Source organism: Rathayibacter sp. PhB152 (assembly GCF_003751395.1).
GTDB classification, from domain to species: Bacteria; Actinomycetota; Actinomycetes; order Actinomycetales; family Microbacteriaceae; genus Rathayibacter; species Rathayibacter festucae.
Genome location: NZ_RJUT01000002.1, coordinates 157,767 through 181,974, shown reverse-complemented (window position 1 = coordinate 181,974; position 24,208 = coordinate 157,767). Strand labels below are relative to the sequence as shown.

Here is a 24,208-nt window from a genome sequence, read left to right as displayed (position 1 = left end):
GAGCGGTCGGCGGAGCATGACCCGAGCGGCATGCACCCGCCGGTAGCGTCGGGCGAATGCCGACCGACGACGCTCCCGCACCGCCGACACCCCCGGGGATCGGCGTCTCCGCGCGCGTGGCCCGCTTCACGATGAGCCGCCTCGGCCGGATGATCTACCGCCCGATCGTCGAGGGCCGCGACAACGTGCCGCGCACCGGCCGCGTCATCCTCGCCAGCAACCACCTGTCGTTCATCGACTCCCCCGTGCTGACGCTGCTGGCGCCGCGGCCGGTGCAGTTCCTCGCCAAGGCCGACTACTTCACCGGCACCGGCGCGCGCGGCGCCGCGTCGCGCTCGTTCTTCACGGCGGTCGGAGCGGTGCCCGTCGAGCGCGGCGCCGGCCAGGCCGCGCAGGAGGCGCTCGATCTCGGGCGCGCGATCCTCGAGCGCGACGAGGCGTTCGCGGTCTATCCGGAAGGCACGCGCTCGCGCGACGGCCGCCTCTACCGCGGCCGCACCGGCGTGGCCTGGCTCGCGCTCACCACCGGCGCACCCGTCGTCCCGGTCGGCCTCGTCGGCACCCAGGAGCTGCAGCCCGTCGGCTCGAAGATCCCCCGCCTGCACCGGATCACCGTGCGCTTCGGCGATCCGCTCGACCTCTCCCGGCACGGCTCCGCCGACTCGGGCCGCGCGCGCCGGCATGCGACCGACGAGGTGATGGCTGCGATCCACGCGCTCTCGGGTCAGGAGGCGGCGGGCGTGTACAACGAGTCGCCGCCGGTCACGACGGTCGAGAAGATCAAGCGCGCGCTGCCGCACGAGCGGCGCTGACGACTCACGCCGCCGCACCCGACGCGCTCGCCGCGGATCAGTGCGCGTCGGCCGCCGAGGTCTGCGGCTCGTGCCCGACCGGGAAGTTCACCGAGTTCGCGATGAAGCACAGCCGCGACGCCTCGCCGTGCAGCGACTGCGCGAGCTCGACCATCGACTCGTGCGCGACGCGGACCCGCGGCCGGAGGGTCACCGAGACGAAGCGCCCGCCCTCGCCCTCCTGCACCATCCGCCCGGCGGCGTCGTCGACGTACTCGGTCACGACGACGCCGTTCTTCACCGCGACGTGCAGGAAGGAGAGCAGGTGGCACTGCGCGAGCGCGGCGAGCAGCAGCTGCTCGGGGTTCCAGCGGTCCGGGTCGCCGCGGAAGGGCTTGTCGGCCGAGGCGAGGATGGGCGGCGGGCCCTCGGCGACGAGGACGTTCTGGCGCCCGTAGTCCCGGTAGCCGCTGGTGCCGGTACCGCGGTTGCCCTCCCAGACGACGGATACGGCGTAATCGTGCTCCGCTTGCATCGGAATCCTCCTTCTCGGCCGTGGTTCAGGCCGGTCTCGACGGTCTGGACCCCTGCTGCTCCGAGGCCCGCGGGTACACTCGGGGGACCATGACAGACACGCTCGCCCCCCAGGTTCCCACGTCGGCCGTCCCCCAGGAGCGTCGCGTCGCGACCGAGATCCCGGGGCCGCGATCGAGGGCTCTGCACGAGCGCCGCCTCGCCGTCGTCCCCACCGGAGTGGGCACCGCGCTCCCCGTCTACATCGACCGCGCGCACGGCGCGATCCTCGTCGACGTCGACGGCAACCAGTTCATCGACCTCGGCGCCGGCATCGGCGTGACGACGATCGGCCACACCGACGACGCGGTCGTCGCCGCCGCCACCGCGCAGCTCGGCCGTCTCACCCACACGCTCTTCACCGTCACGCCCTACGAGCCGTACATCCGCGTCGCGGAGCTGCTCGGCGAGCACACCCCCGGCGACCACGCGAAGAAGACCGTGCTGGTCAACTCCGGCGCCGAAGCCGTCGAGAACGCGGTCAAGATCGCCCGCAAGCACACCGGCCGCCCCGGCGTCGCGGTGCTCGACCACGCCTATCACGGCCGCACGAACCTGACGATGGCGATGAACTTCAAGGCACTCCCCTACGGACTCGGCTTCGGCCCGTTCGCGAGCGACGTCCACCGCGCGCCGAGCTCGTACCCCTACCACGACGGCCTCTCGGGCGCCGAGGCGGCCGAGCAGACGATCGCGTACCTCGAGAAGACGGTCGGCGCGTCCGCGCTGGCCTGCCTCGTCGTCGAGCCCGTCCAGGGCGAGGGCGGCTTCATGGTCCCGGCGCAGGGCTTCCTCCCCGCGCTGCAGGAGTGGTGCACCGCCAACGGCATCGTCTTCGTCGCCGACGAGATCCAGTCGGGCATGGCCCGCACCGGCGCCTGGTTCGCCAGCGAGCACTTCGGCCTCGTCCCGGACCTGGTGCTGTCGGCCAAGGGCATCGCGGGCGGTCTGCCGCTCGCGGGCGTCACCGGTCGCGCCGAGATCATGGACTCCGCGCAGGCCGGCGGCCTCGGCGGCACCTTCGGCGGCAACCCCGTCGCGGCGGCCGCCGCCGTCGCGGTCTTCGAGCGGATCGAGCAGGACGGCCTCCTCTCCGAGGCCGACCGGATCGGCGCCCGCCTCGGTGCCGCGCTGCACGCCCTGCAGGAGCGCTACGACATCATCGGCGACGTGCGCGGCATCGGCGCGATGATGGCGATCGAACTCGTCGAGCCGGGGACCGCGCAGACGACCAAGCGGCCGAACACCGCGGCGGTCGGCGCGATCATCGACTACGCCGCCAAGCACGGCGTGCTCGTGCTCAGCGCCGGCACCTACGGCAACGTGGTGCGCTTCCTCCCCAGCCTCGCCCTCACGGACGAGCTGCTGGACGAGGCCGTGGCCGTCCTCGGCGAGGCGTTCGCGACCCTTTGAGCCCCGCTCCCACCGACGACGGCCCGGCCCCTCCGCTCAGGAGGCGCCGGGCCGTCGGGCAAGATGGGGGGATGTCCGCAGGTACCTTCACCCTCGCCGAGTCCGTCGAACTGGCGGTGGTCGAGCGATCCGGCTTCGTCGAGTCGCGCCACGCCGGATCGGCCGTGCTCCTCGACTCCGACGGCCGCGTCGCCCGCACCCTGGGCACCCCGACGGCGCCTGTCCTCCCCCGCTCCTGCCTGAAGCCCTTCCAGGCCCTCGCCGTGATGACCGCCGGCGTCGAGTTGAGCGGGGCGGAGGCGGTGATCGCGACCGCGAGCCACGCCGGCATCCCGCAGCACGTCGCCCTGGTGCAGAACCTGCTCTTCCGCGCGGGCCTCGACCACACCGCCCTGCAGTGCCCGGCCGACTGGCCGAGCGACTCGGCCTCGCGCACCAAGCTGCTGCGCGCCGGCGCGAGCGCGGATCCGCTCTACATGAACTGCTCCGGCAAGCACGCGGCGATGCTGCTCGCCTGCGTGCAGAACGGCTGGAGCACCGACGACTACCTCGAGCGCTCGCACCCGCTGCAGCAGCACATCGTGGACACGATCGAGCGCCTGACCGGCGAGCGGATCGCGGGCTCGGCCGTCGACGGCTGCGGCGCACCGGTGCACGCACTGCCGCTGACCGCGCTCGCGAAGGGGATCTCGCGGATCGTCTCCTCCTCCCCCGCCTCGCCGTTCGGGCTCTACCGGCAGGCCGGAGTCCTGACCGAGGCGATCCTCGAGAACGCCTGGGCCCTGGACGGGCCGGGTCGCGACAACACCGTCGTGATCGAGCGCCTCGGCCTGGTCGCGAAGCTCGGCGCGGAGGGCGTGCTCGTGATGGCGTCGCCCGATGGCACGACGGTCGCCCTGAAGATCCTCGACGGCAGCCTGCGCGCCGCCACTGTGGTGGCGCTCAAGCTGCTGGTGGAGGCGGGCACCGTCGATCGCGCCGCGGCGAACGAGGTGCTGGTGCGGCTCAATCCGGTGGTCACCGGCGGCGGGAAGCCGGTCGGCGCGGTCCGCGCCTCCTACGTCTGAGGCGCCGGGGCGCCGCCGGAGCGGCCGGTCGCGCCGCTACTGCGTGCGCGCCAGCCGCTTCGCCCGGGCCGCCGCCGACACCTGCGTGACGACGACGATCAGGATCGCCAGGACGAACACCGCCGAGGCGATCACGTTCGCCTCGGCGGGGATGCCGCGGGCCGCCGCGATGTAGATGTACTTCGGGAACGTGGTGACGGAGCCGGAGTTGAAGTTCGTGATGATGAAGTCGTCGAAGCTCAGCGCGAACGAGAGCAGAGCCGCCGCGAGGATGCCGGGCAGCAGCAGCGGGAAGGTGATCCGCCAGAAGACCTGGCCCGGGGAGGCGTAGAGGTCGCGCCCCGCCTCCTCGAGTCGCGGGTCGAGGCTCGCGACGCGCGCCTTCACCGTCACCACGACGAAGCTGATGCAGAACATCGTGTGCGCCAGGATGATCGTGACCAGGCCCTTCTCGGTCCCGAGCGCGAGGAACTGGGCGGCCAGACCGGCGCCGAGCACCACCTCCGGGGTGGCCATCGGCAGGAACAGCAGCAGGCTGATCGCCGAGCGGAACCGGAAGCGGAACCGCACGAGTGCGATGGCGATCATCGTCCCGAGTGCGGTGGCCAGCACGGTCGCCACGACGCCGACCAGCAGGCTGTTGCCGAACGCCGTCATCACCTCCTCGCTCGTCCACGCCGACACCCACTTGTCGAAGGTGAAGCCCCGCCAGGCGAGATTGCTCTTGCCCGAGTCGTTGAACGAGTAGACGAAGGTGTAGCCGATCGGGATCAGCAGGAAGATCAGGGCGAGGGCCGTGTAGATCCCGAGCCCGAGGCCCTTGAAGCGGCGCGGGCCGCGCACCGGCGCCGGAGCGGGTGCCCCCAGCGCCTCCTGAGCACTCGCGACGGGGCGGTCGGCGGTGGCGGTCACAGGAGGTCCTCCGTTCCACTGCGCTTCACGTAGAAGCCGACGATGACCAGGATCACGGCCATCAGCACGATCGACAGCGCGGCGGCGGCCGGGTAGTTCTCGAGGGTCAGGAAGTTCGCCTCGATCGCGTTGCCCACCATCGAGGTCTGCGACGAGCCGAGGAAGTCGCGGCTCGCGTTGATGTAGTCGCCCGCGGCCGGGATGAAGGTGAGCAGCGTCCCCGAGACGATGCCGGGCATCGAGAGCGGCACGGTGACCTTCCAGAAGACCGAGGCGGGGTGCGCGTAGAGGTCGGAGCCGGCCTCGAGCAGCCGGGTGTCCAGCCGCTCGAGCGTCGTGTAGAGCGGCAGCGTCATGAACGGGATGAAGTTGTAGGTGATGCCGAAGACGACGGCGATCGGGGTCCCCGTGAGGTGGCCGTCGGAGGGCAGGATCGCGACGGTCTTGAGGGCCTGCACGAGTGGGCTCTCGTCGGCGAGGATCTGCTTCCAGGCCAGGGTGCGAAGCAGGAAGCTGATGAAGAACGGCGCGATCACCAGCGTCAGCAGCAGGTTCTGCAGCAGCGGCCACGGCCGCGCCTTGACGCCGATGAAGTAGGCGAGCGGGTAGCTGATGACGAGCGCGAGCACCGTGGCGATCAGCGCGTAGCCGAAGGAGCGGATCGCGTGCGGCCAGTAGTCGGCCATCACGACGAGGTAGTTCTGCCAGGCGAAGCCCGGCGCGTACTCGCCGATGTCGCCGTCCGGCACCTCGACCTGGAACGAGGTCAGCACGAGCGAGATCAGCGGCGTCAGGAAGAACAGCAGCATGTAGACGATGCCCGGTAGCAGGAGCACCAGGGCGATCGTCGACCGCCGGCGGACCGGCGGATCGAGCGTGTCGGCCGAGCCGGTCGCGAACGCGGCGAAGGCCATGCCTACGCCCCTCCGGAGCGTCCGGCGAGCAGCCCGCGCTTCTGCAGGGCGATCGAGCGGGTGGAGTCGTCGGCGGCGAAGCGGGGCACGGTGCCCGGCTCGTCGGCCAGACCGAAGCCGTGCTCGATGCTCCAGCTGACCCAGACCTGCGCGCCCTCGCCGACGACCGGCCCGAAGACCATGTTCTGCGCGAAGACGACGATCGAGCCGAGCGTCGGGATCTCGATCGTGTACTGGGTGCTGACGCCGCTGAAGGAGACGTCGACCACGCGGCCCGGTCCGAGCACGTTGCGGTCCGGAGTGTCGGCCGGCGCCTCGGTGAGCAGGAGGAGCTTCTCGGGGCGGACGCCGATGGTCATCTCCCCGGACTCGCGAGCGGCACGGGCGGTGGGCACGACGATCCGGGCGTCGCCGGCCGCGATCGTCAGCGCCGTGGCGGTCGAGCCGACGACCTCGCCGGTGAAGAGGTTCGACTGGCCGAGGAAGTTCGCGACGAAGACCGTCCGCGGGAGCTCGTAGAGCGCCTCGGGGGCGCCCATCTGCTCGATCCGGCCCTTGTTCATCACCGCGACGGTGTCGGCCATGGTCATGGCCTCCTCCTGGTCGTGCGTGACGTGCAGGAAGGTGAGGCCGACCTCCTCTTGAATCGACTTCAGCTCGAGCTGCATCTGGCGGCGGAGCTTGAGGTCGAGCGCGCCGAGGGGCTCGTCGAGGAGCAGCAGCGCGGGCCGGTTGACGATGGCGCGGGCGAGGGCGACCCGCTGCTGCTGACCGCCGGAGAGCTGGGCCGGGCGGCGCTGGGCCAGGTGGTCGAGCTCGACCAGCCGGAGCGCCTCGTGCGCCTTGCCCACCGGGTCGTCGATCCGGCGGCGCTTGAGGCCGAAGGCGACGTTCTCGAGGATCGACATGTGCGGGAACAGCGCGTAGGACTGGAAGACCGTGTTGACCGGGCGCTGGAAGGTCTTGGTGGCTGTGACGTCCTTCCCGCCGATGAGGATCCGGCCGGCGCTGGGCTCCTCGAGGCCCGCGACGAGGCGCAGGGTGGTCGTCTTCCCGCAGCCGGAGGGCCCGAGGAGGGCGAAGAAGGAGCCCGCGGGGATCGTCAGATCCAGCGAGTCGATGGCGGTGAAGCCCGGGTACTGCTTGCTGATCCCGACCAGCTCGAGGTCGGCGCCGCGCTCGGCGAAGGTTCCCATCGCCATCAGATGCCCAGCAGCACTTTCTGGAACTCGGCCTGGTAGTCCTTCTCCTCGTCCGCGGTGAGCGTCCGGAAGATGTGGGACTGCGCGAGCGTGTCCTCGTCGGGGAAGATCAGCTGGTTCTCGGCCAGCTCCGGGTCGATGCTCTCCATGGCGTCCTTCGCTCCGTCGACGGGGGTGATGTAGTTGACCCAGGCGGCCACCTCGGCGGCGACCTCCGGCTCGTAGTAGTAGTTCATCAGCGCTTCCGCGTTGGCTTTGCGCTGGGAGCCCATCGGCACGACGAACGTGTCGTTCCACAGGGTGCCGCCCGAGTCGGGGAGCGCGAACTCCCACTTGTCGCCGGCCTCGGTGTTGATCAGCGTGATGTCGCCCGACCAGCAGATCGCCGCGAGGGTGTCCTCGTTCTGCAGGTCGTTGAGGTACGCGTTGCCCTTGATGTTGCGGATCTGGCCCTCGTCGACCTGCTTCCGGAAGACGTCGATCGCGTTCATGAACTCGTCGTCCCCCCAGGAGCCGGCGATGTCGGTGCCCTGGGCGAGCATGATCAGCCCGATGGTGTCGCGCATCTCGCTGAGCACGCCGACCCGGCCGCGCAGTGCCGGATCCCAGAGGTCCTCCACGCTCGCGAGTCCGTTCGGCAGCTTCTCCTTGTTCCAGCAGATCCCGGCGAAGCCGGCCTGGAACGGGAGGGAGCGGTGGCGGCCCGGATCGAAGTCCGGGTTCGCGAGCGAGGGGGTGAGGTTCGCGATGTTCGGGATGTTGGCGTGGTCGAGCTCCTGGATGTAGCCGCGCCGGGCCAGCCGAGAGACCATCCACTCGGTCAGGCAGACGGTGTCGGCGCCGATGTACTGGCCGAGCGCGAGCTGGTCCTTGACCTTGCCGTAGTAGGAGTTGTTGTCGTCGACCGCGACGTTGTAGGTGACGGAGATGCCGGACTGCTCCTCGAACGCCGCCAGAGTCGGGTATCCGCCGTCGTCGTCCTCGTCGAGGTACGCCGGCCAGTTGTCCCAGACCAGTCTCGGATCGGAGGCGGACTCGTCGACCGCGGCGGTGGGGGCGGCCCGCGAGACCGGGGCGCAGCCGGCGAGCGCCAGCGCGCCGACGCCGAGCCCGAGGCCGCCGAGGACCGCGCGCCGCGAGAGCATCGCGCGCCTCTCCCGCTCGCGGGATCGTGCGACGGCGATGGCCTCGCGGAGGACGGGGTCCCTCGGGAGAGGACGGGTCATGGCTGCGGCTCCTGACTGCGTCGGTGCTCGGGCCCACCGGCGTGAACGTGGGGAAATACTGGCACAGTGCTCGGACGTCTGTCGATGACGGACGGAGGAGATCGGTGATCTGGAAACATGATTGTCACGAAATCCGCGCTCCGAGGGCTCTCCGACCACGGATTCCTCCTGTTCGGCGCCGGTGGTCAGGACGCCGGGGCGTCCGGCCAGCGCGCACGACGGAGACGGTCGTCCACCAGGAGCAACACCCTGTCGCCCGCGCAGAGAGGTGCCGGCGGGAGCGGACCCAGCACGACCCGCGCCTCGGCCGGGGGGAGGTCGAGCACGACGGGAGCGCTCGCGCGGAGGCGGGCGAGGAGCGCCCTCGCCACGGACCACTCCGCGACCGACCCGAGGATCGCCGCGCCGGCCGGAGGCAGCCCGTCCGCCACCGCCGGGACCGGGAGCGCGGGGACGCCGGCCGCGGTGAGCCTCGCCCTCAGCGCCCCCGCGCGATTCGTCAGGACCGCGAAGGGCTTCTCGCCCCTCGGCACGACCGGCACGGCCGCCGGACGCCTGCCCGGCGGCGACGGCGGCGGCGCGAAGACCTGGATCCGCTCCCCGCGCCACCAGCCGCCGCCCGGGGGCAGGTCGCCGCGGTACTGCTCGCCGTGCAGCGCGAGCAGCTGGTGCTCCTGCCGGTGTGCGGCGCGCAGCAGCAGGACGTCGTCGAAGGCGTCCCGGAGGCCGGCGAGCCCGTCGGTCGCCCGGCGGGCGGTGGCGACGATCGGCTCCCCGCCGGAGCGGAGCGCCGTCTGCAGGGCGTCGAGGAGTCGCCGGCGCTCGTCCTCGGTGCAGCGCCGCAGCAGCAGATCCAGATCGTCGAGCAGGAGCGCACCGGCAGGTCCGTCCTCGGCGACGACCGCGTCCCAGGCCTCCTCGGCGTCGAGCGGGCCGACCGTGCGAGCGCCGCCGAGCTGCGCGGCGACCGTGCGGAGCGCGCCGCTGCGACCGGAGCCCGCTGCTCCGAGGACGAGGAGGGAGCGGTGAGCGAGGTGGACGACGTCCTGGCGCTGCTCGGCCGGGCGGTCGACGACGCCGAGCGCGATCCCGCCCGTCCGCCGGTGCTCCGGCAGGGGGATCCGGTCGGGCAGCGGGTCGAGCCAGGGCCGGTGCGCCGGGGCCGACCCGGCGCCGCTCCGCCTCGCCCTGGCGATGTCGTCCTCCTGCGCGAGGGCCGCCTGGACCAGCTGCCCGCGTCCGCCGATCGACACGACGCACCGGCCCGCCGCGCGGTGCGGGATCCGCGCGGCGGCGTCCGAGCCGATCAGCGCTCGCGAGTCGGCGGCGTCGTGCACCCGGAGTGCGATCCGGAGGCCGCAGTTCGCCGCGACCGCGTCGCGGACGACGCCGACCGGCCGCTGGGTGCAGAGCACGAGGTGGACGCCGAGCGAGCGCCCGCGCGCGGCGATGTCGGCGAAGGTGCGGTGCAGCTCCGGTGCGCGCTCCAGCACGACCGCGCACTCGTCGACGACGACGACCAGCCGCGCGAGCACGCCGGGTGCCAGCCGGGCGATGTCCGGAACGCCGCGCTCCGCGAGGACCACCTCGCGACGGCGCAGCTCGGCGGCGATGCTGGTGAAGGCGCGGAGAGCCCCCTCGGTGTCGAGATCGGTGATCACCCCGGTCACGTGCGGGAGGGACCGGAGCGCGCCGAATCCCGCGCCGCCCTTGAAGTCCGCGAGCAGGAACGTCACGGCGGTCGGCGGGTGCCGGATCGCCAGTCCCACGGCCCAGGCGATCAGGAGCTCGCTCTTGCCGCTCCCCGTCGTCCCGCCGACGACGGCGTGCGGACCGTCGCGGACCAGATCGATCTCGATCGGGCCGCTCGGCGTCCGCCCCAGCAGCACCGGGAGGCCGGTGCCGTCGTCGGGTCCGTCCCGGCCGCCGAGGTCGGAGAGCAGCACGGTCCCCGGGAGCTCCGCCGGCCCTGCGCCGCGGGCGGCGGCGAGCGACTCGGCGTAGCCGCGCGCCTGCTCCGCGGCCACGAAGTCGACGACCAGCGGCTCGGTGGTGCCGGGCCCTCTCCGGCCGACGACGCTCGCGACGCCGGCTCCGCCGAGCTGGACGATGCAGCGGCACCGCTTCGGCAGCTCGGCCGCTGTGCCGGCGAGGGCGAGGACGGCGTCCGCCTCGGTCGCCGCGTCCGCCTCCAGGACGGCGAGGGCGTGCGGCGCGCCGGCCGACCGCGTGTGCGGAAGAGCGCGGAGGCAGCGCCAGCCGCTTCCGTCCGGCAGCTCGATGCGGAGGGCTTCCGGCGCGACGAGCTCCGCGATCTGCACCAGGAGCCCCCGCACCAGCGCGCGAGTGAGGACGGCGGGGCCGACGACGCCGATCCCCGAGGACATCGCCGCCAGCAGCACCTCCCCGTCCTCCCGGGCCCCCTCCCCGGTCTCCCTCGTTCGACCGAGCACGACCTCGAGTCCCTCCGCCGGCCGGCGCCAGCGGGCGTCCGCCGGGACGCGCTGCTCGAGGACGTCGAGCGGGAGCGGCGACGCTCGGCGGAGGGCGGCGAGCTCCTCCGCCCGCGCCTTCGCCGTCGCGGCGGTGTGCTCCGCGAGCTCCCGGGAGTAGCGCTCCGCCTCCCGCCGCGCGGTGCGGCGGCGGAGACGAGCCGCGTCGAGGAAGGAGGCGAGCGCGACCACCGGTCCGAGAGCGGCGAGGGCCAGCGTGTACGGCGACGAGGTCAGCGCGTAGAGCACCAGGGACGACAGCACCGGGGTCAGCGCCGCGATCCACGGGAACGGCGGCCGCGGCGGCGTGCTCGGCGGAGTGGGCGGCAGGAGCCGTGCCCGGGGGTGCTGGATCGTCATCCGACCAGCGAAGCGGACGCCGGCCGCGCGCGGTGGGTCAGCGGGTGATCGGTGGACGGTTCGAGGCTGTGGAGGAGCCGTCGACCCGCTCCACCGCCATCTCGACCGCGGACAGCAGGAGCCTGCTGCCGATCTTCGCGCGGTAGCGGCGGCCCGCTTCGAGCGGGAGCGGGGCCTGCGTGGGGGCGACCAGCACGGTGCCGTTCGCGGACCATCGATCGCTGACCCACAGGCCGCCCTCGTCGAAGCCGAACTCGAGGTGCGTCTTCGACAGCGAGCGCGTCGGATCCGGGACCGCGAGGATGTGCCGGAAGGTCTCGCCCGCATCCGGCAGCGGCTGGCGGCCGATGAGACCGCTGCCGGTGACGATGGCGTGCTGCCCGGAGGCGAAGATCAGCTTCACGAGCCCCTGACTCGGCGGCGCCATGGGCGCCCCGGGAGCGGGCCGCCGGTGCCGGCCCGGTGCGAGACCGGGGAGCCAGGCACGGCGCGAGGGGTCGAGGACGGTGGTGTCGCCGGTCGACGCGGGGCGGGAGGCGCCGGGAGTCGCGTGCGAGGCCACCGAGGTGCCGCACTCTCCGCAGAGGATCGCCCCGGGATCGAGGGTGGAGCCACACGTGCTGCAGATCACCGAGACCACCCCTCCTCGACCCATGGTACCCGGGGCTCCGGCGGGCCTCCCGGGTCCTCGATCAGTCGCTCTCGCCGGTGACGGCGAGCACGTCGACGACGATCACCGTCACGTTGTCGCGTCCGCCGTTGCCGAGCGCCGCCTCGACCAGTCCGTCGGCGGCGTCCTGGGCCGTCTCCGCGGTGGAGAGCACGTGCTCGAGGCCCGCGTCCGTGAGCTCCTTGGTCAGGCCGTCCGAGCAGATCAGCAGCCGCGACGGGGCGATGACGGGAACGAGACGGTAGTCGGGGACGGGCGGCTCGTGGAAGCCGACCGCCCGGGTGATCACGTTGCTGTGCGGGTGCACGTCGGCCTCGTCCCGGGTGATCAGGCCCGCATCGACGAGCTCCTGGACGATCGAGTGGTCGACCGTCAGCTGGACCAGGGCGCCCTGGACGCAGAGGTAGACGCGCGAGTCGCCGATGTTGAAGACGGACCAGTAGGGCTCGCCGCCCACGGCGGTCAGTGCCGCTCCGGTGACGGTGGTCCCGGTCCCGCCGTCGGCGGTCTGCGACTGGCGGGCGATGTCGTCCACGGCCTCACGGAGCGCGCGGTCGATCTCCTCCGCTCCCACCGTGCTGCCGGTCGCGGCGAGGGAGAGCCGGGACACGACGGCGTCGCTCGCCACCTCTCCGGCCGCGTGGCCGCCCATCCCGTCGGCGACGGCGAAGAGCGGCGTCTTCGCGAGGTAGCTGTCCTCGTTGGCACTGCGCACCAGGCCGACCTCGGTGCGCGCCGCCCAGCCGAGGGTGACCTCCGCGGAGGGCGTGTCCGACGACCAGGCCGAGACGGGGACGGTCACCGACGCTCGGCTGCGGCCGATCTGCGTCATCGCGTCTCCTCGCCTCCGCCGGCTCCGCGCGCGCGGGCCGATCCCTCCGATGCTAGCGGCTGTGCGAGCACCGGAGACGCCCGCTCAGCGGCGCTCCGCAGCGCTCCCGCGAAGGATCGGACCGACCGTCGCCCGCATGGGCGAGAGCGCTTCCGCGACAGTGGATTCCGTCATCCGGGACGCCTCGCCGATGCGGATTCACTTGCCGGGCCCCGCCGAGGCTGCCAGGATCATCGCATGAGCCCCTCCCGCCCTCCTGCGCCGCGCCCGCTCCAGCTCGACGACGTGTCCAAGGCGATCATCGAGCAGCTGCAGGCCGACGGCCGGCGCTCCTACGCCGAGATCGGCAAGGCGGTCGGGCTCAGCGAGGCGGCCGTCCGCCAGCGGGTGCAGAAGCTGACCGAGTCGGGCGTGATGCAGATCGTCGCCGTGACGGACCCGATGCAGCTCGGCTTCTACCGGCAGGCGATGATCGGCGTCCGCGTCACGGGGGACACCAGGGTGGTCGCGGACAGCCTCGCGGCGATCCCCGCGGTGGACTACGTGGTGCTGACGGCCGGCACGTTCGACATCCTCGCCGAGGTCGTCTGCGAGAACGACGACGACCTGATCGCCCTGCTCAACCAGGAGATCCGGTCGCTTCCGGGGGTGCTCTCGACCGAGACCTTCGTCTATCTGAAACTCCACAAGCAGTTCTACAACTGGGGAACGCGGTAATCGATGACCACAGAGACAGCATTCTCGAGCCAGGGCCTCGCGTCCGGCGATCCGGTGAAGGGCGAGGACGCCCCGGCCGGCTTCGACGACGCAGCGCTGCAGAAGAAGGCCAAGGACCACCTCTGGATGCACTTCACCCGGCAGTCGGTGATGGACTCCGGCGCGGGCGTCCCCGTCATCACCCGGGGCGAGGGCCACCACATCTGGGACAGCACGGGCCGGAAGTACTTCGACGGGCTCTCCGGGCTCTTCGTCGTCAACGCGGGCCACGGCCGGCGGCGGCTCGCCGAGGCCGCGGCCAAGCAGGCGGCCGAGCTCTCGTTCTTCCCGCTCTGGTCCTACGCGACGCCCTCGGCGATCGAGCTCGCCGATCGTCTCGCGGATCACGCACCGGGCGACCTCAACCGCGTTTTCTTCTCGACCGGTGGCGGTGAGGCCGTCGAGACCGCCTTCAAGCTGGCGAAGCACTTCTGGAAGCTCCAGGGCAAGCCGGGCAAGCACAAGGTGATCTCGCGCGCGGTCGCCTACCACGGCACCCCGCAGGGCGCGCTGGCGATCACCGGCATCCCGGCGATGAAGGCGATGTTCGAGCCGATCGTGCCGGGCGGCTTCCGCGTGCCGAACACCAACTTCTACCGCGCGCCCCAGCACGGCGACGACCTGGAGGCCTTCGGCGTCTGGGCCGCGGACCGCATCGAGGAGATGATCGAGTTCGAGGGCCCCGAGACGGTCGCCGCCGTCTTCCTCGAGCCGGTGCAGAACTCCGGTGGCTGCTTCCCCCCGCCGCCCGGCTACTTCCAGCGGGTGCGCGAGATCTGCGACCGGCACGACGTGCTCCTCGTCTCGGACGAGGTGATCTGCGCCTTCGGGCGGATCGGCCACATGTTCGCCTGCGACGAGTACGGCTACGTGCCGGACATGATCACCTGCGCGAAGGGCATGACCAGCGGCTACTCCCCCATCGGCGCCACCATCGTCAGCGACCGCATCTACGAGCCCTTCCGGCACGGCGAGGTCTCCTTCCCGCACGGCTACACCTTCGGCGGGCATCCCGTCTCGGCCGCGGTCGCGCTGGAGAACCTCGACATCTTCGAGGAGGAGAAGCTCAACGAGAACGTGCGGGAGAACTCGCCGCTCTTCCGCTCCACGCTCGAGAAGCTGCTCGACCTGCCGATCGTCGGCGACGTCCGCGGCGCGGGCTACTTCTTCGGGATCGAGCTGGTCAAGGACAAGACGACCAAGGAGACCTTCGACGCGGAGGAGTCCGAGCGCCTGCTCCGCGGCTTCCTCTCGAAGGCACTGTTCGATGCCGGGCTGTACTGCCGGGCGGACGACCGCGGCGACCCCGTCGTGCAGCTCGCGCCGCCGCTGACGATCGGACCGAAGGAGTTCGACGAGATCGAGCAGATCCTCCGCTCGGTGCTGACGGAGGCCTGGGCGCGACTCTGACGCGCTCGTGCGCGCCGCCGGATCGAGTGGCGGCGCGCACGAATCCGCCGGACACGCCTCACGCGGCACGTCGCCCCTCGACGGCCCACGGGCACGGTCCGCCGCGATCGAGTGCCGCCAGGAGGAGCCGCGCATCGTGATCGTGCGGATCGAGGCGGACCGCCTCCCGCGCGAGGAGCTCCGCTGAGCGGGTCGACCCCGACGACCAGAGGAGCGTGGCGAGCAGGACCAGCAGCGGTCCCCGCTCGGTCCCCGGCGCCGCCGCGGTGGCGTGCGCGACGAGCCCGATGACGGACAGCGCAGCGGCGCGGTCGAGAGAAGCGACGAGTCGGATCACCCGCTCCCGGCCTTCCCGCCGCTGCGCGCCGACGATGAGCGCCGCGAGGGCGCGGGTCCGCGGCTGCCAGGGACGACCCGACGCCGCGCGCAGCAGGAGGGTCTCGACGTCGGTCATCACCGCCTCGGGGAGACGAGCGCGCGGGTGCCGGTCGAGCAGCGCGTCCACCTCCGCCGCGATCGCGAGCGCCTCCCCTCGGTCGACGACGGGCAGGAGTTCCGCCGAGGGGGTGTCGTCGGCCCTCCTGAGGATCGTCGTTCCGCTGCCCGGCCGAGTCGGGCGGCGTGCGCCGGAGGGGACGAGCACCTCCACGGCGAGTCCGACCTCCTGCGCTCGACTGCTCAGCGCGCCGAGGAGCGCACCGGCGGACGGGTCGCGCCGGCCGCTCGAGAACAGCGCGATCACCAGGCGCTCCACGCGCCCGAAGCGCCCGAGGGCCCCGATCCAGACCCGTGCTGCTCGTGTCGGATCGCCGACAGCGAGGTCGAAGCGGAGGGCACCGGTGGGCGTGCCGCCCCTCAGCGGAACGAGGACGACGCTCTCGTGCGGCGGATGGCCGAGCAGGCGAGGGATCGCCGCGAGCACGGCGCTGTGATCAACGGGACGGACCGGAGGCGATGCAGTGGATGTCATCCGGCAACGGTGGCGGGCCCGGCATCGCAGCGGGGCGGGCCCCTCGGCGACCGGAAGACAGATCGCCGGAACGCCACCTGTGGAGGACGCCCGCCGACGGCGCCCGGACGCGCGCCCACCTGCTGGTCGACCGGCCGCAGCCCATCGCGCGCGAGGACATGCTGGACGACCGACCGCAGGCGAACACGCGCGCGGACATGCTGGTCGAGTAGCCGCCGCAGGCGGCGTATCGAGACCCACCGTCTCTCGGTGGTTGGATCTCGATACGCCCGCTCCGCGGGCTACTCGATCAGCATGGGGGCCCGACGCTCCGCAGTCGGCACAGTCATGCTGGTCGAGTAGCCCCGCAGGGGCGTATCGAGACCCGCCCACCGTCAGCACGGCGGGACTGCGAGGTCAGTGGATCTCGACGCGCCCGTTGCGTCCTCCACAGGCCGCCGAGCTACGGAGCCGTCCACCGATGTCCGATTCCCGCCGGTCGGCCGCGGGTCCCGCGGATACTCTCGTGGCATGAGAACGACTCCCCTGCACGTGCGCCGCACCGTCAGCCCCCTCGGCCGGATCGAGGTCGGCAGCGACGGCGAGTCGATCGTCTCGCTCGCGATCGAGAAAGGCGGAACCCTCCCGCACGACCACCTGCCCGACGGCTCGCTCCCCGTCCTCTGCAGCGCGGTCGACCAGCTCGACGCGTACTTCGCCGGAGAGCGGCGCACCTTCGACCTGCCGCTGCTGCTGCGCGGGACGCCCTTCCAGCTGGAGATCTGGGGAGCGCTCCAGGGCATCGGCTTCGGCGAGATCACCTCCTACGGCGCCCTCGGGCAGGCGACGGGACGGCTCCGCTCCGGCCGGCCCATCGGCGGCGCCGTCGGCGCGAACCCGATCCCGATCCTCGTCGGCTGCCACCGGGTGCTGGCCGGAGACGGCCGGATCACCGGCTTCAGCGCCGGCGAGGGCGTCGCCACGAAGGCCTGGCTGCTCGATCACGAGGGGATCGCGCACCGATGACGGCCGAGGACGGGCTGATCACCGACGCGGACGGGACCGTCCGCTGCGGCTGGAGCGGCGACGACGTCGAGTACCGCCGCTACCACGACAAGGAGTGGGGCGTCCCCCTGCACGGGGACCGTCCGCTCTTCGAGAAGATCTGCCTCGAGGGCTTCCAGGCGGGGCTCTCTTGGATCACCATCCTCCGCAAGCGGCCTCGGTTCCGCGAGGTCTTCCACGGCTTCGATCTCGACGTCGTCGCAGCGATGGACGAGGACGACGTGGACCGCCTGATGGACGACGCCGGCATCATCCGCAGCCGCCCCAAGATCCTCGCGACCATCGGCAACGCGCAGGCTGCCGTCGCCCTGCGCGAGCGCGGCGGCGAAGGCGCGCTCGACCGCCTGGTCTGGTCGTTCGAGGAGGACACGCCGCCCGGCCGCGTCGTCCGCCCCACCGACGTCCCCACCTCGACGCCGGCGTCCCTCGCGCTCTCGAAGGCGCTGCGGAAGGCCGGCTTCCGCTTCGTCGGTGCGACGACCATGTACGCGCTGCTGCAGTCGGCCGGCGTCGTCGACGACCACCTCACCGGCTGCTTCCGCGCCCGCTCCTGACGCTCAGGCGGACCGCACGACGAGATCCAGCTCGCCGCTGCCGGCGTTCGGCGCCAGCTCGAACCCGCGGGACGCCGCCCACTGGATCAGCTCGGCGAGGGAGTCGGTCTCGACGCCGTCCTCCGCGAGCGCGCGGACGAAGAGACCCTTGCCCTGCTTGTTGAAGTGGTTGAGGTTGCGCAGTTGCCCCGACGCGTCGCGCGACCGCACCCGGACGAAGAAGCGCTCCTCCCCCGGCTGCAGCGGCCCGAGCGCCGCGTAGGACTCGCTGCGCAGGTCGAGGACGAGTCCCGGGAGCGCCGACAGCTCACGCCCCGCCCCGGCAGCCCACCAGCGCTTGAGCGGCATTCCGGGGATACGCGAGTCGTGCGACAGCCGGTACGCGGGGATGCCGTCGAGGCCCCGGACGGGACCCCAGAGCGCGGACTGCACCACGACGATCCGGCCGAGGACGCCGCGCGCCCCGGCCGAGAGCGACGCAGCATCGAGCGCATCGAACAGCACGCCGTCGAAGCGGTCCACCGCGGGCATCGCCGGCGCGGTCGGCAGTGCCGCGTTGCGCTCGATCTCGCCGAGCTGCCGGGGACCGAGCTTCAGTGCGCGGGCAGCCGCGTCCCGGTCGCCGGCGAGCGCGACCAGGGCGTCGCGCAGGGCGACTCGACGCTCGGTCAGCCCCGGGAACGACAGCTCCTCGACCCGGAACTCGGCCGAGCCGCCGTCGCGCTTGGTCTCGGACGGGGGAAGCAGGACGTGCACGGGACTCCTCGGGGAAGACGGCGCGCGAGAGCGCACGGGTGGAACGCGGCAAGGGGACGCCGCGCACGACGGAGGGGCCGGGCGATCGCGATGATCACCCGGCCCCTCCGGTCGCCGCCCGAGGCGGCGGGTCGTCAGACCAGCGCGGCCTCGCGGGCCACGACGGTGACGACGTCGTTCTCGACGGACAGGAAGCCGTCGTCCGCCTGAGCGGTGATCCGGCTGCCGTCCGCGGCCGTGACGCGGACCTCGCCCGAGGCGAGGATCGCGAGCATCGGCTCGTGACCGACCAGGATGCCGATCTCACCCTCGACGGTGCGGGCCGAGATCTGCTTGGCCTCACCCGCCCAGACCTCCGCGTTCGCGGAGACGACGCTGACCTTCAGGAACGCGGCCATGATCAGCCGTTCTCCTTCTGGATCTGAGCCCACTTCTCCTCGACGTCCGTGATCGGGCCGACGTTGAAGAACGCCTGCTCCGCCACGTGGTCGAACTCGCCACGGGCGATCGCGTCGAACGACTCGATGGTGTCCTTCAGCGGGACGGTCGAGCCCTCCACGCCGGTGAACTTCTTCGCCATGTACGTGTTCTGCGAGAGGAACTGCTGGATCCGGCGCGCACGCGACACCGTGATCTTGTCCTCCTCGGAGAGCTCGTCGACACCGAGGATCGCGATGATCTCCTGCAGCTCCTTGTTCTTCTGCAGGATCTGCTTGACGTTCGTGGCCACGCGGTAGTGGTCGGCACCCAGGTAGCGGGGGTCGAGGATGCGCGAGGTCGAGGTCAGCGGGTCGACGGCCGGGTAGAGGCCCTTCGACGCGATCTCACGGGAGAGCTCGGTCGTCGCGTCGAGGTGCGCGAACGTCGTGGCCGGCGCCGGGTCGGTGTAGTCGTCGGCGGGGACGTAGATCGCCTGCAGCGAGGTGATCGAGTGTCCGCGCGTCGAGGTGATGCGCTCCTGGAGCACGCCCATCTCGTCGGCGAGGTTCGGCTGGTAGCCCACCGCGGACGGCATGCGGCCCAGCAGGGTCGACACCTCCGAGCCGGCCTGCGTGAAGCGGAAGATGTTGTCGATGAAGAGCAGCACGTCCTGCTTCTGCACGTCGCGGAAGTACTCCGCCATCGTCAGCGCGGAGAGCGCGACGCGGAGGCGGGTTCCCGGCGGCTCGTCCATCTGGCCGAAGACGAGTGCGGTCTTGTCGAAGACGCCCGCCTCCTCCATCTCGGCGATGAGGTCGTTGCCCTCACGGGTGCGCTCGCCGACGCCGGCGAACACGGACACTCCGCCGTGGTCCTGCGCGACGCGCTGGATCATCTCCTGGATGAGGACGGTCTTGCCGACGCCCGCTCCGCCGAACAGGCCGATCTTGCCGCCCTGCACGTACGGGGTGAGGAGGTCGATGACCTTGATGCCGGTCTCGAAGAGCTCGGTCTTCGACTCGAGCTGGTCGAACGCCGGGGGCTTGCGGTGGATCGGCCAGCGCTCGGTGATCTCGAACGACTGTCCGTTGATCGTGCCGTCGGCGTCAGCGTTGAGCACCTCGCCGATCACGTTGAAGACCTTGCCCTTGGTCACGTCGCCGACGGGGACCGAGATCGGCAGGCCGGTGTCGTGGACCTCCTGGCCGCGGACGAGTCCGTCGGTCGGGTTGAGCGAGATGGCGCGGACGAGGTCGTCGCCCAGGTGCTGCGCGACCTCGAAGGTCAGCTTGGACGAGACGCCCTCGACCTCGACGTGCGTGTAGAGCGCGTTGTAGACCTCGGGGATCGCGTCGTGGGGGAACTCGATGTCAACGACGGGGCCGGTGACGCGGGCGATACGGCCGACGGCCCCGCCCGGAGTCCCGGTCGCCGCCTCAGGTGCGGTCAGTGTCATTGCTTCTTCCTTCTGTGGTCTCACCGCACCCGGAGGGCGGAGGCTTCGTGTCGGGGAGGTGCGCCGTCTACTTCGAGGACGACAGGGCGTCGGCGCCGCCGACGATCTCGGCGATCTGCTGCGTGATCTCGGTCTGGCGCGCGTTGTTGGCGAGCCGGGTGTACGTCTTGATGAGCGTGTCGGCGTTGTCGCTCGCCGACTTCATCGCCTTCTGGCGCGCCGCGTGCTCGGACGCCGCCGACTGCAGCATCGCGTTGAAGATGCGGCTCTCGACGTAGACCGGCAGGAGGCGGTCGAGGACCGTCTCGGGGTCGGGCTCGAACTCGTAGAGCGGGTACAGATCGGTGTTCTGATCCTCGGCGCCCTCGACGACCTCGAGCGGCAGGAGCCGGACGACGGTCGGCTGCTGGGTGACCATGCTGACGAAGCGGTTGTACACGAGGTGGATCTCGTCCACTCCGCCCTCTTCGTCGTCGAGGTTGTAGGAGTCGACGACAGCGTCGGCGATCTCCTTCGCCGTCTCGAACACCGGCTGGTCGGTGCCGCCCGTCCAGATGCGGACGCTCGGGCGCCGGCGGAACGAGAAGTACGCGTTCGCCTTGCGGCCGACCAGGTAGAAGACGACCTCCTTGCCCTCGCTGCGCAGCAGCGAGGCCAGCTCCTCCGCCTCCTTGAGCACGCTCGAGGAGAACGCGCCGGCGAGGCCGCGGTCGGAGGTGAAGATCACGATCGCGGCCGTATCGAGCTTCTCGCGCTCGGTCGTGAGCGGGTGCTCGACGTTCGAGTAGGTTGCGACGGCCGACACGGCGCGCGTGATGGCGTTCGAGTACGGCGCCGCGGCGGCGACGCGGTTCTGCGCCTTCTGGATGCGCGAGGCCGAGATCAGCTCCATGGCGCGGGTGATCTTCTTGGTCGTCTGGGCCGAGCGGATCTTCGACCGGTAGACCCGGAGTTGCGCTCCCATGTGTCTCCTGTAGTCCTTCTCTGAATCGTCAGGGGGCCGCTGTTAGCGACGGCCCTTGACGATCTTCTCCTGGCCGACCTCGTCGGCCGAGATCGCCTTGTGCTCCTCGCGCCCGACCGAGGCGAGCGGCTTGCCCTCACCGGTCTGGAACTCGAGCTTGAAGCCGTCGACGGCACGGTGCAGCTCGGCGACGGTGTCGTCGGAGAGCACGTTGGTGTCGCGCAGCGTGGAGAGGACCTGCGTGTTGCGGCCCAGGTAGTCGAGCAGCTCGCGCTCGAAGCGCAGCACGTCGGGGACGGGCACCTCGTCAAGCTTGCCGTTCGTTCCGGCCCAGATCGAGACGACCTGCTCCTCGACGGGGTACGGCGAGTACTGCGGCTGCTTGAGCAGCTCGGTGAGGCGGGCGCCGCGGGCGAGCTGACGACGCGAGGCGGCGTCGAGGTCCGAGGCGAACATCGCGAAGGCCTCGAGCGAGCGGTACTGCGCCAGCTCGAGCTTCAGCGTTCCGGAGACCTTCTTGATCGACTTGACCTGGGCGTCACCGCCGACTCGCGACACCGAGATGCCCACGTCGACCGCCGGACGCTGGTTGGCGTTGAAGAGGTCGGACTGGAGGAAGATCTGGCCGTCGGTGATCGAGATCACGTTGGTCGGGATGTACGCCGAGACGTCGTTCGCCTTGGTCTCGATGATCGGGAGGCCCGTCATCGAGCCGGCGCCGAGCTCGTCGGACAGCTTCGCGCAGCGCTCCAGCAGGCGGGAGTGCAGGTAGAAGACGTCGCCGGGGTACGCCTCGCGTCCCGGCGGGCGGCGCAGGAGGAGCGACACGGCGCGGTAGGCCTCGGCCTGCTTCGACAGGTCGTCGAAGATGATCAGGACGTGCTTGCCGCCGTACATCCAGTGCTGGCCGATGGCCGAGCCTGTGTAGGGGGCGAGGTACTTGAAGCCGGCGGGGTCCGAGGCGGGGGACGCGACGATCGTCGTGTACTCCATCGCTCCGGCGTCCTCGAGCGCGCCCTTCACCGAGGCGATGGTCGAGCCCTTCTGGCCGATGGCGACGTAGATGCAGCGGACCTGCTTGTTCGTGTCGCCGGACTCCCAGTTGGCCTTCTGGTTGATGATCGTGTCGATCGCGATGGCCGTCTTGCCGGTCTGGCGGTCGCCGATGATGAGCTGGCGCTGTCCGCGGCCGACGGGGATCATCGCGTCGATGGCCTTGATGCCGGTCTGCAGCGGCTCGTGGACCGACTTGCGCGACATGACGCCCGGGGCCTGGAGCTCGAGGGCGCGGCGGCCCTCGGAGGCGATGTCGCCGAGTCCGTCGATCGGGTTGCCGAGCGGGTCGACGACGCGGCCGAGGTAGCCGTCGCCGACGGGGACGGAGAGGACCTCGCCGGTGCGGGTGACCTCCATGCCCTCCTCGATGCCGGAGAACTCGCCGAGGACGACGACGCCGATCTCGTTCTCGTCGAGGTTCTGGGCGAGGCCCAGCACGCCGTTGGAGAAGCGGATCAGCTCGTTCGCCATGACGCCGGGGAGTCCCTCGACGTGGGCGATGCCGTCGGCGGCGTCGATGACGTAGCCGACCTCGGTGGTGGACGCCTTGCCCGGCTCGTACGACGAGACGAAGTCCTTCAGCGCGTCGCGGATCTCATCCGGGCTGATGGTGATATCTGCCATGGGAATTCCTATTCGTTGGGTCCGTGCGAGCCGAAGCGGTCGTCGGGGCCTGACCTGGGTGGTGCGGAGGTCGGAGGCGGCGCGAGCCGCTCCCTGAGGATACGTGCGTCCGTCAGGACGCGAGCTGGAGCTTCAGGTCGGACAGCCGCGCCGAGACGGAGCCGTCGATGACCTCGTCGCCCACGTGCAGTCGCATGCCGCCCAGGAGGGCGGGGTCGACCAGGACGTTGACGGAGACCGGGCGGCCGTACTGGCGCGTGAGCGCCGAGCGGAGCCGGTCGAGCTGCTCGGGGTGCAGCGGAGCCGCGACCGAGACCGTGGCGATGGTGAAGCCGCCCTGGTCCGCGACGACGCCCGCTGCGAAGCGGACGAGCTCGGGGATGCGGCGACCGCGCGGGTGCGCGATCAGCTGGCGGAGGATGGCGAGGGTCTCCGCGGCGGCCTTGCCCTCGAGGAGGCGCTGCACGAGCGCGACCTTCGAGTCCGCCGCGGCGAGCTTGCTGCCGAGCGCGAGCTCGAGCTGCGCGTCCGACGCCACGACGGCGCCGAAGGTCTGCAGCTCGGTCTCGAGCGAGACGCCCTCCGGGGTGGCGGACGCGATCGCACGGACCCCGACCTCCTCGATCCCGGCGATCAGATCGCTCGGGCTCGACCAGCGGTGGCCCACGACGACGGTGAGCAGGCGCTTGGCCGGCTCGCCGAAGGGCGCGAACACCCGGGCGACGAGAGCCTGGCGGCTGCCCGCGTCCGTGCTCGGGTCGGAGAGGACCGTGCGCAGCTGCGCCTGCCCGTCGATGACCCGGGCCGCTTCGAAGAGCTGCTGGGCCGTGTCGAGGGACGCCTGGCCGCCGAGGGCGGAGAGCTCCGCCTTCGCCGACGCGAGTGCCTGCCTGGACGCGCTGCCCATCAGCTGTTCGCCTTCTCCGAGGCCTCGAGGTCGGCGAGGAAGCGGTCCACGATCGCGGACGCCTTCGCGTCGTCGTTGAGGCTCTCGCCGATGACGCCGGAGGCGAGATCGATGGCGAGGGTTCCGACTTCGGAGCGCAGAGCGACGACGGCCGACTGGCGGTCCGCCTCGATCTGGGCGTGCGCGTTCTGGAGGATGCGCTCGGCCTCGACCTGCGCCTGCTCCTTCTTCGCCGCCACGATCGCGTTGCCGTCGGCGTTCGCCTTCTCGCGGATCACTCCGGCCTCGGCGCGGGCCTCGGCCAGCTGAGCGGTGTACTTCTCGAGTGCGATCTCAGCCTGTCGCTGGGCCTCGTCGGCCTTCGCGATGTTCCCCTCGATCGCGGCGGAGCGCGCGTCGAGCATCGTCTGGATGCGCGGCAGGACCAGCCTCCAGAAGAAGAACAGCAGGATGAGGAAGATCACCCCCGACCAGAAGAAGTCGTAGAACTCCGGGATCAGAATGACCGCGGGGACGTCACCTTCTTCCGCAGCGATGTTCACAGCGGTGCTGAACACGACTACGCCGCGAAGATGAAGTAGGTGGCGAGACCGATGAGCGCGAGCACCTCGGTGAACGCGATGCCGAGGAACATCGTGGTCTGGAGGCGGCCGGCCATCTCGGGCTGGCGCGCCATGGCCTCGACGGTCTTGCCCGCGACGATGCCGACACCGATGCCGGGGCCGATCGCTGCGAGGCCGTAACCGACCGTCGCGATGTTGCCGGTGAGTTCGGCGAGAACGGTGACTGAGTCCACGAGTGGGTCCTTTCAGTGGGGTGATCGTGTGAACGGGCGGGAG

At 71.4% G+C, this 24,208-nt stretch carries 24 protein-coding genes; 7 read left to right on the top strand and 17 right to left on the bottom strand.

Annotated features, from left to right (window positions below; genetic code table 11):
• The first annotated feature begins 56 nt into the window (after window positions 1–56).
• Window positions 57–812, top strand: a complete 756-nt coding sequence (locus EDF36_RS04285) for a 1-acyl-sn-glycerol-3-phosphate acyltransferase (protein ID WP_123702938.1) — start codon at window positions 57–59, stop codon at window positions 810–812.
• Window positions 813–849: 37 nt separating this feature from the next.
• Here EDF36_RS04285 and EDF36_RS04280 read toward each other — a convergent pair whose 3' ends face one another.
• Complete coding sequence (locus tag EDF36_RS04280; RefSeq protein WP_123702936.1) at window positions 850–1,326, bottom strand: OsmC family protein; 477 nt, start codon at window positions 1,324–1,326, stop codon at window positions 850–852.
• 89 nt (window positions 1,327–1,415) lie between these two features.
• Here EDF36_RS04280 and gabT point away from each other — a divergent pair, with 89 nt between their 5' ends.
• Together gabT and EDF36_RS04270 are read left to right on the top strand one after the other, a co-directional pair.
• Complete coding sequence (gene gabT, locus EDF36_RS04275) at window positions 1,416–2,777, top strand: 4-aminobutyrate--2-oxoglutarate transaminase (RefSeq protein ID WP_123732046.1); 1,362 nt, start codon at window positions 1,416–1,418, stop codon at window positions 2,775–2,777.
• 71 nt (window positions 2,778–2,848) lie between these two features.
• Complete coding sequence (locus tag EDF36_RS04270; RefSeq protein WP_123732045.1) at window positions 2,849–3,844, top strand: asparaginase; 996 nt, start codon at window positions 2,849–2,851, stop codon at window positions 3,842–3,844.
• A gap of 36 nt (window positions 3,845–3,880) precedes the next feature.
• On the opposite strand, the gene EDF36_RS04265 is transcribed toward EDF36_RS04270, so the two are convergent.
• The 7 genes from EDF36_RS04265 to EDF36_RS04240 all read right to left on the bottom strand — a co-directional run bounded on the left by EDF36_RS04265 (window position 3,881) and on the right by EDF36_RS04240 (window position 12,452).
• Window positions 3,881–4,648, bottom strand: a complete 768-nt coding sequence (locus tag EDF36_RS04265) for an ABC transporter permease (RefSeq protein WP_243839966.1) — start codon at window positions 4,646–4,648, stop codon at window positions 3,881–3,883.
• A gap of 104 nt (window positions 4,649–4,752) precedes the next feature.
• Entirely contained in the window at window positions 4,753–5,670 is a 918-nt protein-coding gene (locus tag EDF36_RS04260; protein ID WP_123732044.1) for an ABC transporter permease, read from the bottom strand.
• A gap of 2 nt (window positions 5,671–5,672) precedes the next feature.
• Window positions 5,673–6,872 carry an ABC transporter ATP-binding protein gene (locus EDF36_RS04255; RefSeq protein ID WP_123445519.1) on the bottom strand — a complete coding sequence of 400 codons (1,200 nt, stop codon included), beginning with the start codon at window positions 6,870–6,872 and terminating at the stop codon, window positions 5,673–5,675.
• A complete protein-coding gene (locus tag EDF36_RS04250) occupies window positions 6,872–8,098 on the bottom strand; it encodes a PotD/PotF family extracellular solute-binding protein (protein WP_123702926.1) in 1,227 nt (408 codons plus the stop codon). Before EDF36_RS04250 ends, EDF36_RS04255 begins: the two co-directional genes overlap by 1 nt.
• 185 nt (window positions 8,099–8,283) lie before the next feature.
• The gene (locus EDF36_RS04245) at window positions 8,284–10,950 is read right to left on the bottom strand and encodes an FtsK/SpoIIIE domain-containing protein (RefSeq protein WP_185020364.1); all 2,667 of its coding nucleotides are present in this window, start codon (window positions 10,948–10,950) and stop codon (window positions 8,284–8,286) included.
• Between the two features lie 37 nt (window positions 10,951–10,987).
• Window positions 10,988–11,512 carry a hypothetical protein gene (locus EDF36_RS21140; RefSeq protein ID WP_148059117.1) on the bottom strand — a complete coding sequence of 175 codons (525 nt, stop codon included), beginning with the start codon at window positions 11,510–11,512 and terminating at the stop codon, window positions 10,988–10,990.
• A gap of 130 nt (window positions 11,513–11,642) precedes the next feature.
• Window positions 11,643–12,452 carry a PP2C family serine/threonine-protein phosphatase gene (locus EDF36_RS04240; RefSeq protein ID WP_123445515.1) on the bottom strand — a complete coding sequence of 270 codons (810 nt, stop codon included), beginning with the start codon at window positions 12,450–12,452 and terminating at the stop codon, window positions 11,643–11,645.
• A 237-nt stretch (window positions 12,453–12,689) separates the two neighbouring features.
• Between EDF36_RS04240 and EDF36_RS04235 the strand changes: the two genes are divergently transcribed.
• The gene (locus EDF36_RS04235) at window positions 12,690–13,169 is read left to right on the top strand and encodes an Lrp/AsnC family transcriptional regulator (RefSeq protein ID WP_123445514.1); all 480 of its coding nucleotides are present in this window, start codon (window positions 12,690–12,692) and stop codon (window positions 13,167–13,169) included.
• A 126-nt stretch (window positions 13,170–13,295) separates the two neighbouring features.
• A complete protein-coding gene (locus EDF36_RS04230) occupies window positions 13,296–14,618 on the top strand; it encodes an aspartate aminotransferase family protein (RefSeq protein ID WP_397459892.1) in 1,323 nt (440 codons plus the stop codon).
• Between the two features lie 58 nt (window positions 14,619–14,676).
• On the opposite strand, the gene EDF36_RS04225 is transcribed toward EDF36_RS04230, so the two are convergent.
• Window positions 14,677–15,588: a DUF4192 family protein gene (locus EDF36_RS04225; protein WP_123732041.1), complete on the bottom strand. Its 912-nt coding sequence runs from the start codon at window positions 15,586–15,588 to the stop codon at window positions 14,677–14,679.
• A gap of 510 nt (window positions 15,589–16,098) precedes the next feature.
• Between EDF36_RS04225 and EDF36_RS04220 the strand changes: the two genes are divergently transcribed.
• Together EDF36_RS04220 and EDF36_RS04215 are read left to right on the top strand one after the other, a co-directional pair.
• Window positions 16,099–16,593: a methylated-DNA--[protein]-cysteine S-methyltransferase gene (locus EDF36_RS04220; RefSeq protein WP_123732040.1), complete on the top strand. Its 495-nt coding sequence runs from the start codon at window positions 16,099–16,101 to the stop codon at window positions 16,591–16,593.
• Window positions 16,590–17,186, top strand: coding sequence for a DNA-3-methyladenine glycosylase I (locus EDF36_RS04215; protein WP_123732039.1), 597 nt, complete (start codon window positions 16,590–16,592; stop codon window positions 17,184–17,186). Before EDF36_RS04220 ends, EDF36_RS04215 begins: the two co-directional genes overlap by 4 nt.
• Before the next feature lie 3 nt (window positions 17,187–17,189).
• On the opposite strand, the gene EDF36_RS04210 is transcribed toward EDF36_RS04215, so the two are convergent.
• The 8 genes from EDF36_RS04210 to EDF36_RS04175 all read right to left on the bottom strand — a co-directional run bounded on the left by EDF36_RS04210 (window position 17,190) and on the right by EDF36_RS04175 (window position 24,165).
• Window positions 17,190–17,942, bottom strand: coding sequence for a YaaA family protein (locus tag EDF36_RS04210; RefSeq protein WP_123732038.1), 753 nt, complete (start codon window positions 17,940–17,942; stop codon window positions 17,190–17,192).
• Between the two features lie 134 nt (window positions 17,943–18,076).
• Window positions 18,077–18,340, bottom strand: coding sequence for a F0F1 ATP synthase subunit epsilon (locus EDF36_RS04205; RefSeq protein ID WP_123732037.1), 264 nt, complete (start codon window positions 18,338–18,340; stop codon window positions 18,077–18,079).
• A gap of 2 nt (window positions 18,341–18,342) precedes the next feature.
• Complete coding sequence (atpD, locus tag EDF36_RS04200; RefSeq protein WP_123445507.1) at window positions 18,343–19,818, bottom strand: F0F1 ATP synthase subunit beta; 1,476 nt, start codon at window positions 19,816–19,818, stop codon at window positions 18,343–18,345.
• 67 nt (window positions 19,819–19,885) lie between these two features.
• Complete coding sequence (locus EDF36_RS04195; RefSeq protein WP_123445506.1) at window positions 19,886–20,782, bottom strand: F0F1 ATP synthase subunit gamma; 897 nt, start codon at window positions 20,780–20,782, stop codon at window positions 19,886–19,888.
• Window positions 20,783–20,824: 42 nt separating this feature from the next.
• A complete protein-coding gene (gene atpA, locus EDF36_RS04190) occupies window positions 20,825–22,462 on the bottom strand; it encodes a F0F1 ATP synthase subunit alpha (protein ID WP_123702905.1) in 1,638 nt (545 codons plus the stop codon).
• Window positions 22,463–22,574: 112 nt separating this feature from the next.
• Window positions 22,575–23,369: a F0F1 ATP synthase subunit delta gene (locus tag EDF36_RS04185; RefSeq protein ID WP_123732036.1), complete on the bottom strand. Its 795-nt coding sequence runs from the start codon at window positions 23,367–23,369 to the stop codon at window positions 22,575–22,577.
• The gene (locus tag EDF36_RS04180) at window positions 23,369–23,926 is read right to left on the bottom strand and encodes a F0F1 ATP synthase subunit B (protein ID WP_243582674.1); all 558 of its coding nucleotides are present in this window, start codon (window positions 23,924–23,926) and stop codon (window positions 23,369–23,371) included. Before EDF36_RS04180 ends, EDF36_RS04185 begins: the two co-directional genes overlap by 1 nt.
• 2 nt (window positions 23,927–23,928) lie before the next feature.
• On the bottom strand, window positions 23,929–24,165 hold the full coding sequence (locus EDF36_RS04175; protein WP_055794702.1) for an ATP synthase F0 subunit C: 237 nt from the start codon (window positions 24,163–24,165) through the stop codon (window positions 23,929–23,931).
• Window positions 24,166–24,208 lie beyond the last annotated feature (43 nt).

Bases quoted from the DNA above. Each gene is read 5' to 3' on its own strand.
- atpA (WP_123702905.1), bottom strand. From the start codon at position 22,462: ATGGCAGATATCACCATCAGCCCGGATGAGATCCGCGACGCGCTGAAG.
- gabT (WP_123732046.1), top strand. From the start codon at position 1,416: ATGACAGACACGCTCGCCCCCCAGGTTCCCACGTCGGCCGTCCCCCAG.
- EDF36_RS04245 (WP_185020364.1), bottom strand. From the start codon at position 10,950: ATGACGATCCAGCACCCCCGGGCACGGCTCCTGCCGCCCACTCCGCCG.
- EDF36_RS04280 (WP_123702936.1), bottom strand. From the start codon at position 1,326: ATGCAAGCGGAGCACGATTACGCCGTATCCGTCGTCTGGGAGGGCAAC.
- EDF36_RS04235 (WP_123445514.1), top strand. From the start codon at position 12,690: ATGAGCCCCTCCCGCCCTCCTGCGCCGCGCCCGCTCCAGCTCGACGAC.
- EDF36_RS04215 (WP_123732039.1), top strand. From the start codon at position 16,590: ATGACGGCCGAGGACGGGCTGATCACCGACGCGGACGGGACCGTCCGC.
- EDF36_RS04270 (WP_123732045.1), top strand. From the start codon at position 2,849: ATGTCCGCAGGTACCTTCACCCTCGCCGAGTCCGTCGAACTGGCGGTG.
- EDF36_RS04230 (WP_397459892.1), top strand. From the start codon at position 13,296: ATGCACTTCACCCGGCAGTCGGTGATGGACTCCGGCGCGGGCGTCCCC.
- EDF36_RS04250 (WP_123702926.1), bottom strand. From the start codon at position 8,098: ATGACCCGTCCTCTCCCGAGGGACCCCGTCCTCCGCGAGGCCATCGCC.
- EDF36_RS04205 (WP_123732037.1), bottom strand. From the start codon at position 18,340: ATGGCCGCGTTCCTGAAGGTCAGCGTCGTCTCCGCGAACGCGGAGGTC.
- EDF36_RS04225 (WP_123732041.1), bottom strand. From the start codon at position 15,588: ATGACATCCACTGCATCGCCTCCGGTCCGTCCCGTTGATCACAGCGCC.
- EDF36_RS04240 (WP_123445515.1), bottom strand. From the start codon at position 12,452: ATGACGCAGATCGGCCGCAGCCGAGCGTCGGTGACCGTCCCCGTCTCG.
- EDF36_RS04220 (WP_123732040.1), top strand. From the start codon at position 16,099: ATGAGAACGACTCCCCTGCACGTGCGCCGCACCGTCAGCCCCCTCGGC.
- EDF36_RS04255 (WP_123445519.1), bottom strand. From the start codon at position 6,872: ATGGCGATGGGAACCTTCGCCGAGCGCGGCGCCGACCTCGAGCTGGTC.
- EDF36_RS04260 (WP_123732044.1), bottom strand. From the start codon at position 5,670: ATGGCCTTCGCCGCGTTCGCGACCGGCTCGGCCGACACGCTCGATCCG.
- EDF36_RS04185 (WP_123732036.1), bottom strand. From the start codon at position 23,369: ATGGGCAGCGCGTCCAGGCAGGCACTCGCGTCGGCGAAGGCGGAGCTC.
- atpD (WP_123445507.1), bottom strand. From the start codon at position 19,818: ATGACACTGACCGCACCTGAGGCGGCGACCGGGACTCCGGGCGGGGCC.
- EDF36_RS04195 (WP_123445506.1), bottom strand. From the start codon at position 20,782: ATGGGAGCGCAACTCCGGGTCTACCGGTCGAAGATCCGCTCGGCCCAG.
- EDF36_RS04285 (WP_123702938.1), top strand. From the start codon at position 57: ATGCCGACCGACGACGCTCCCGCACCGCCGACACCCCCGGGGATCGGC.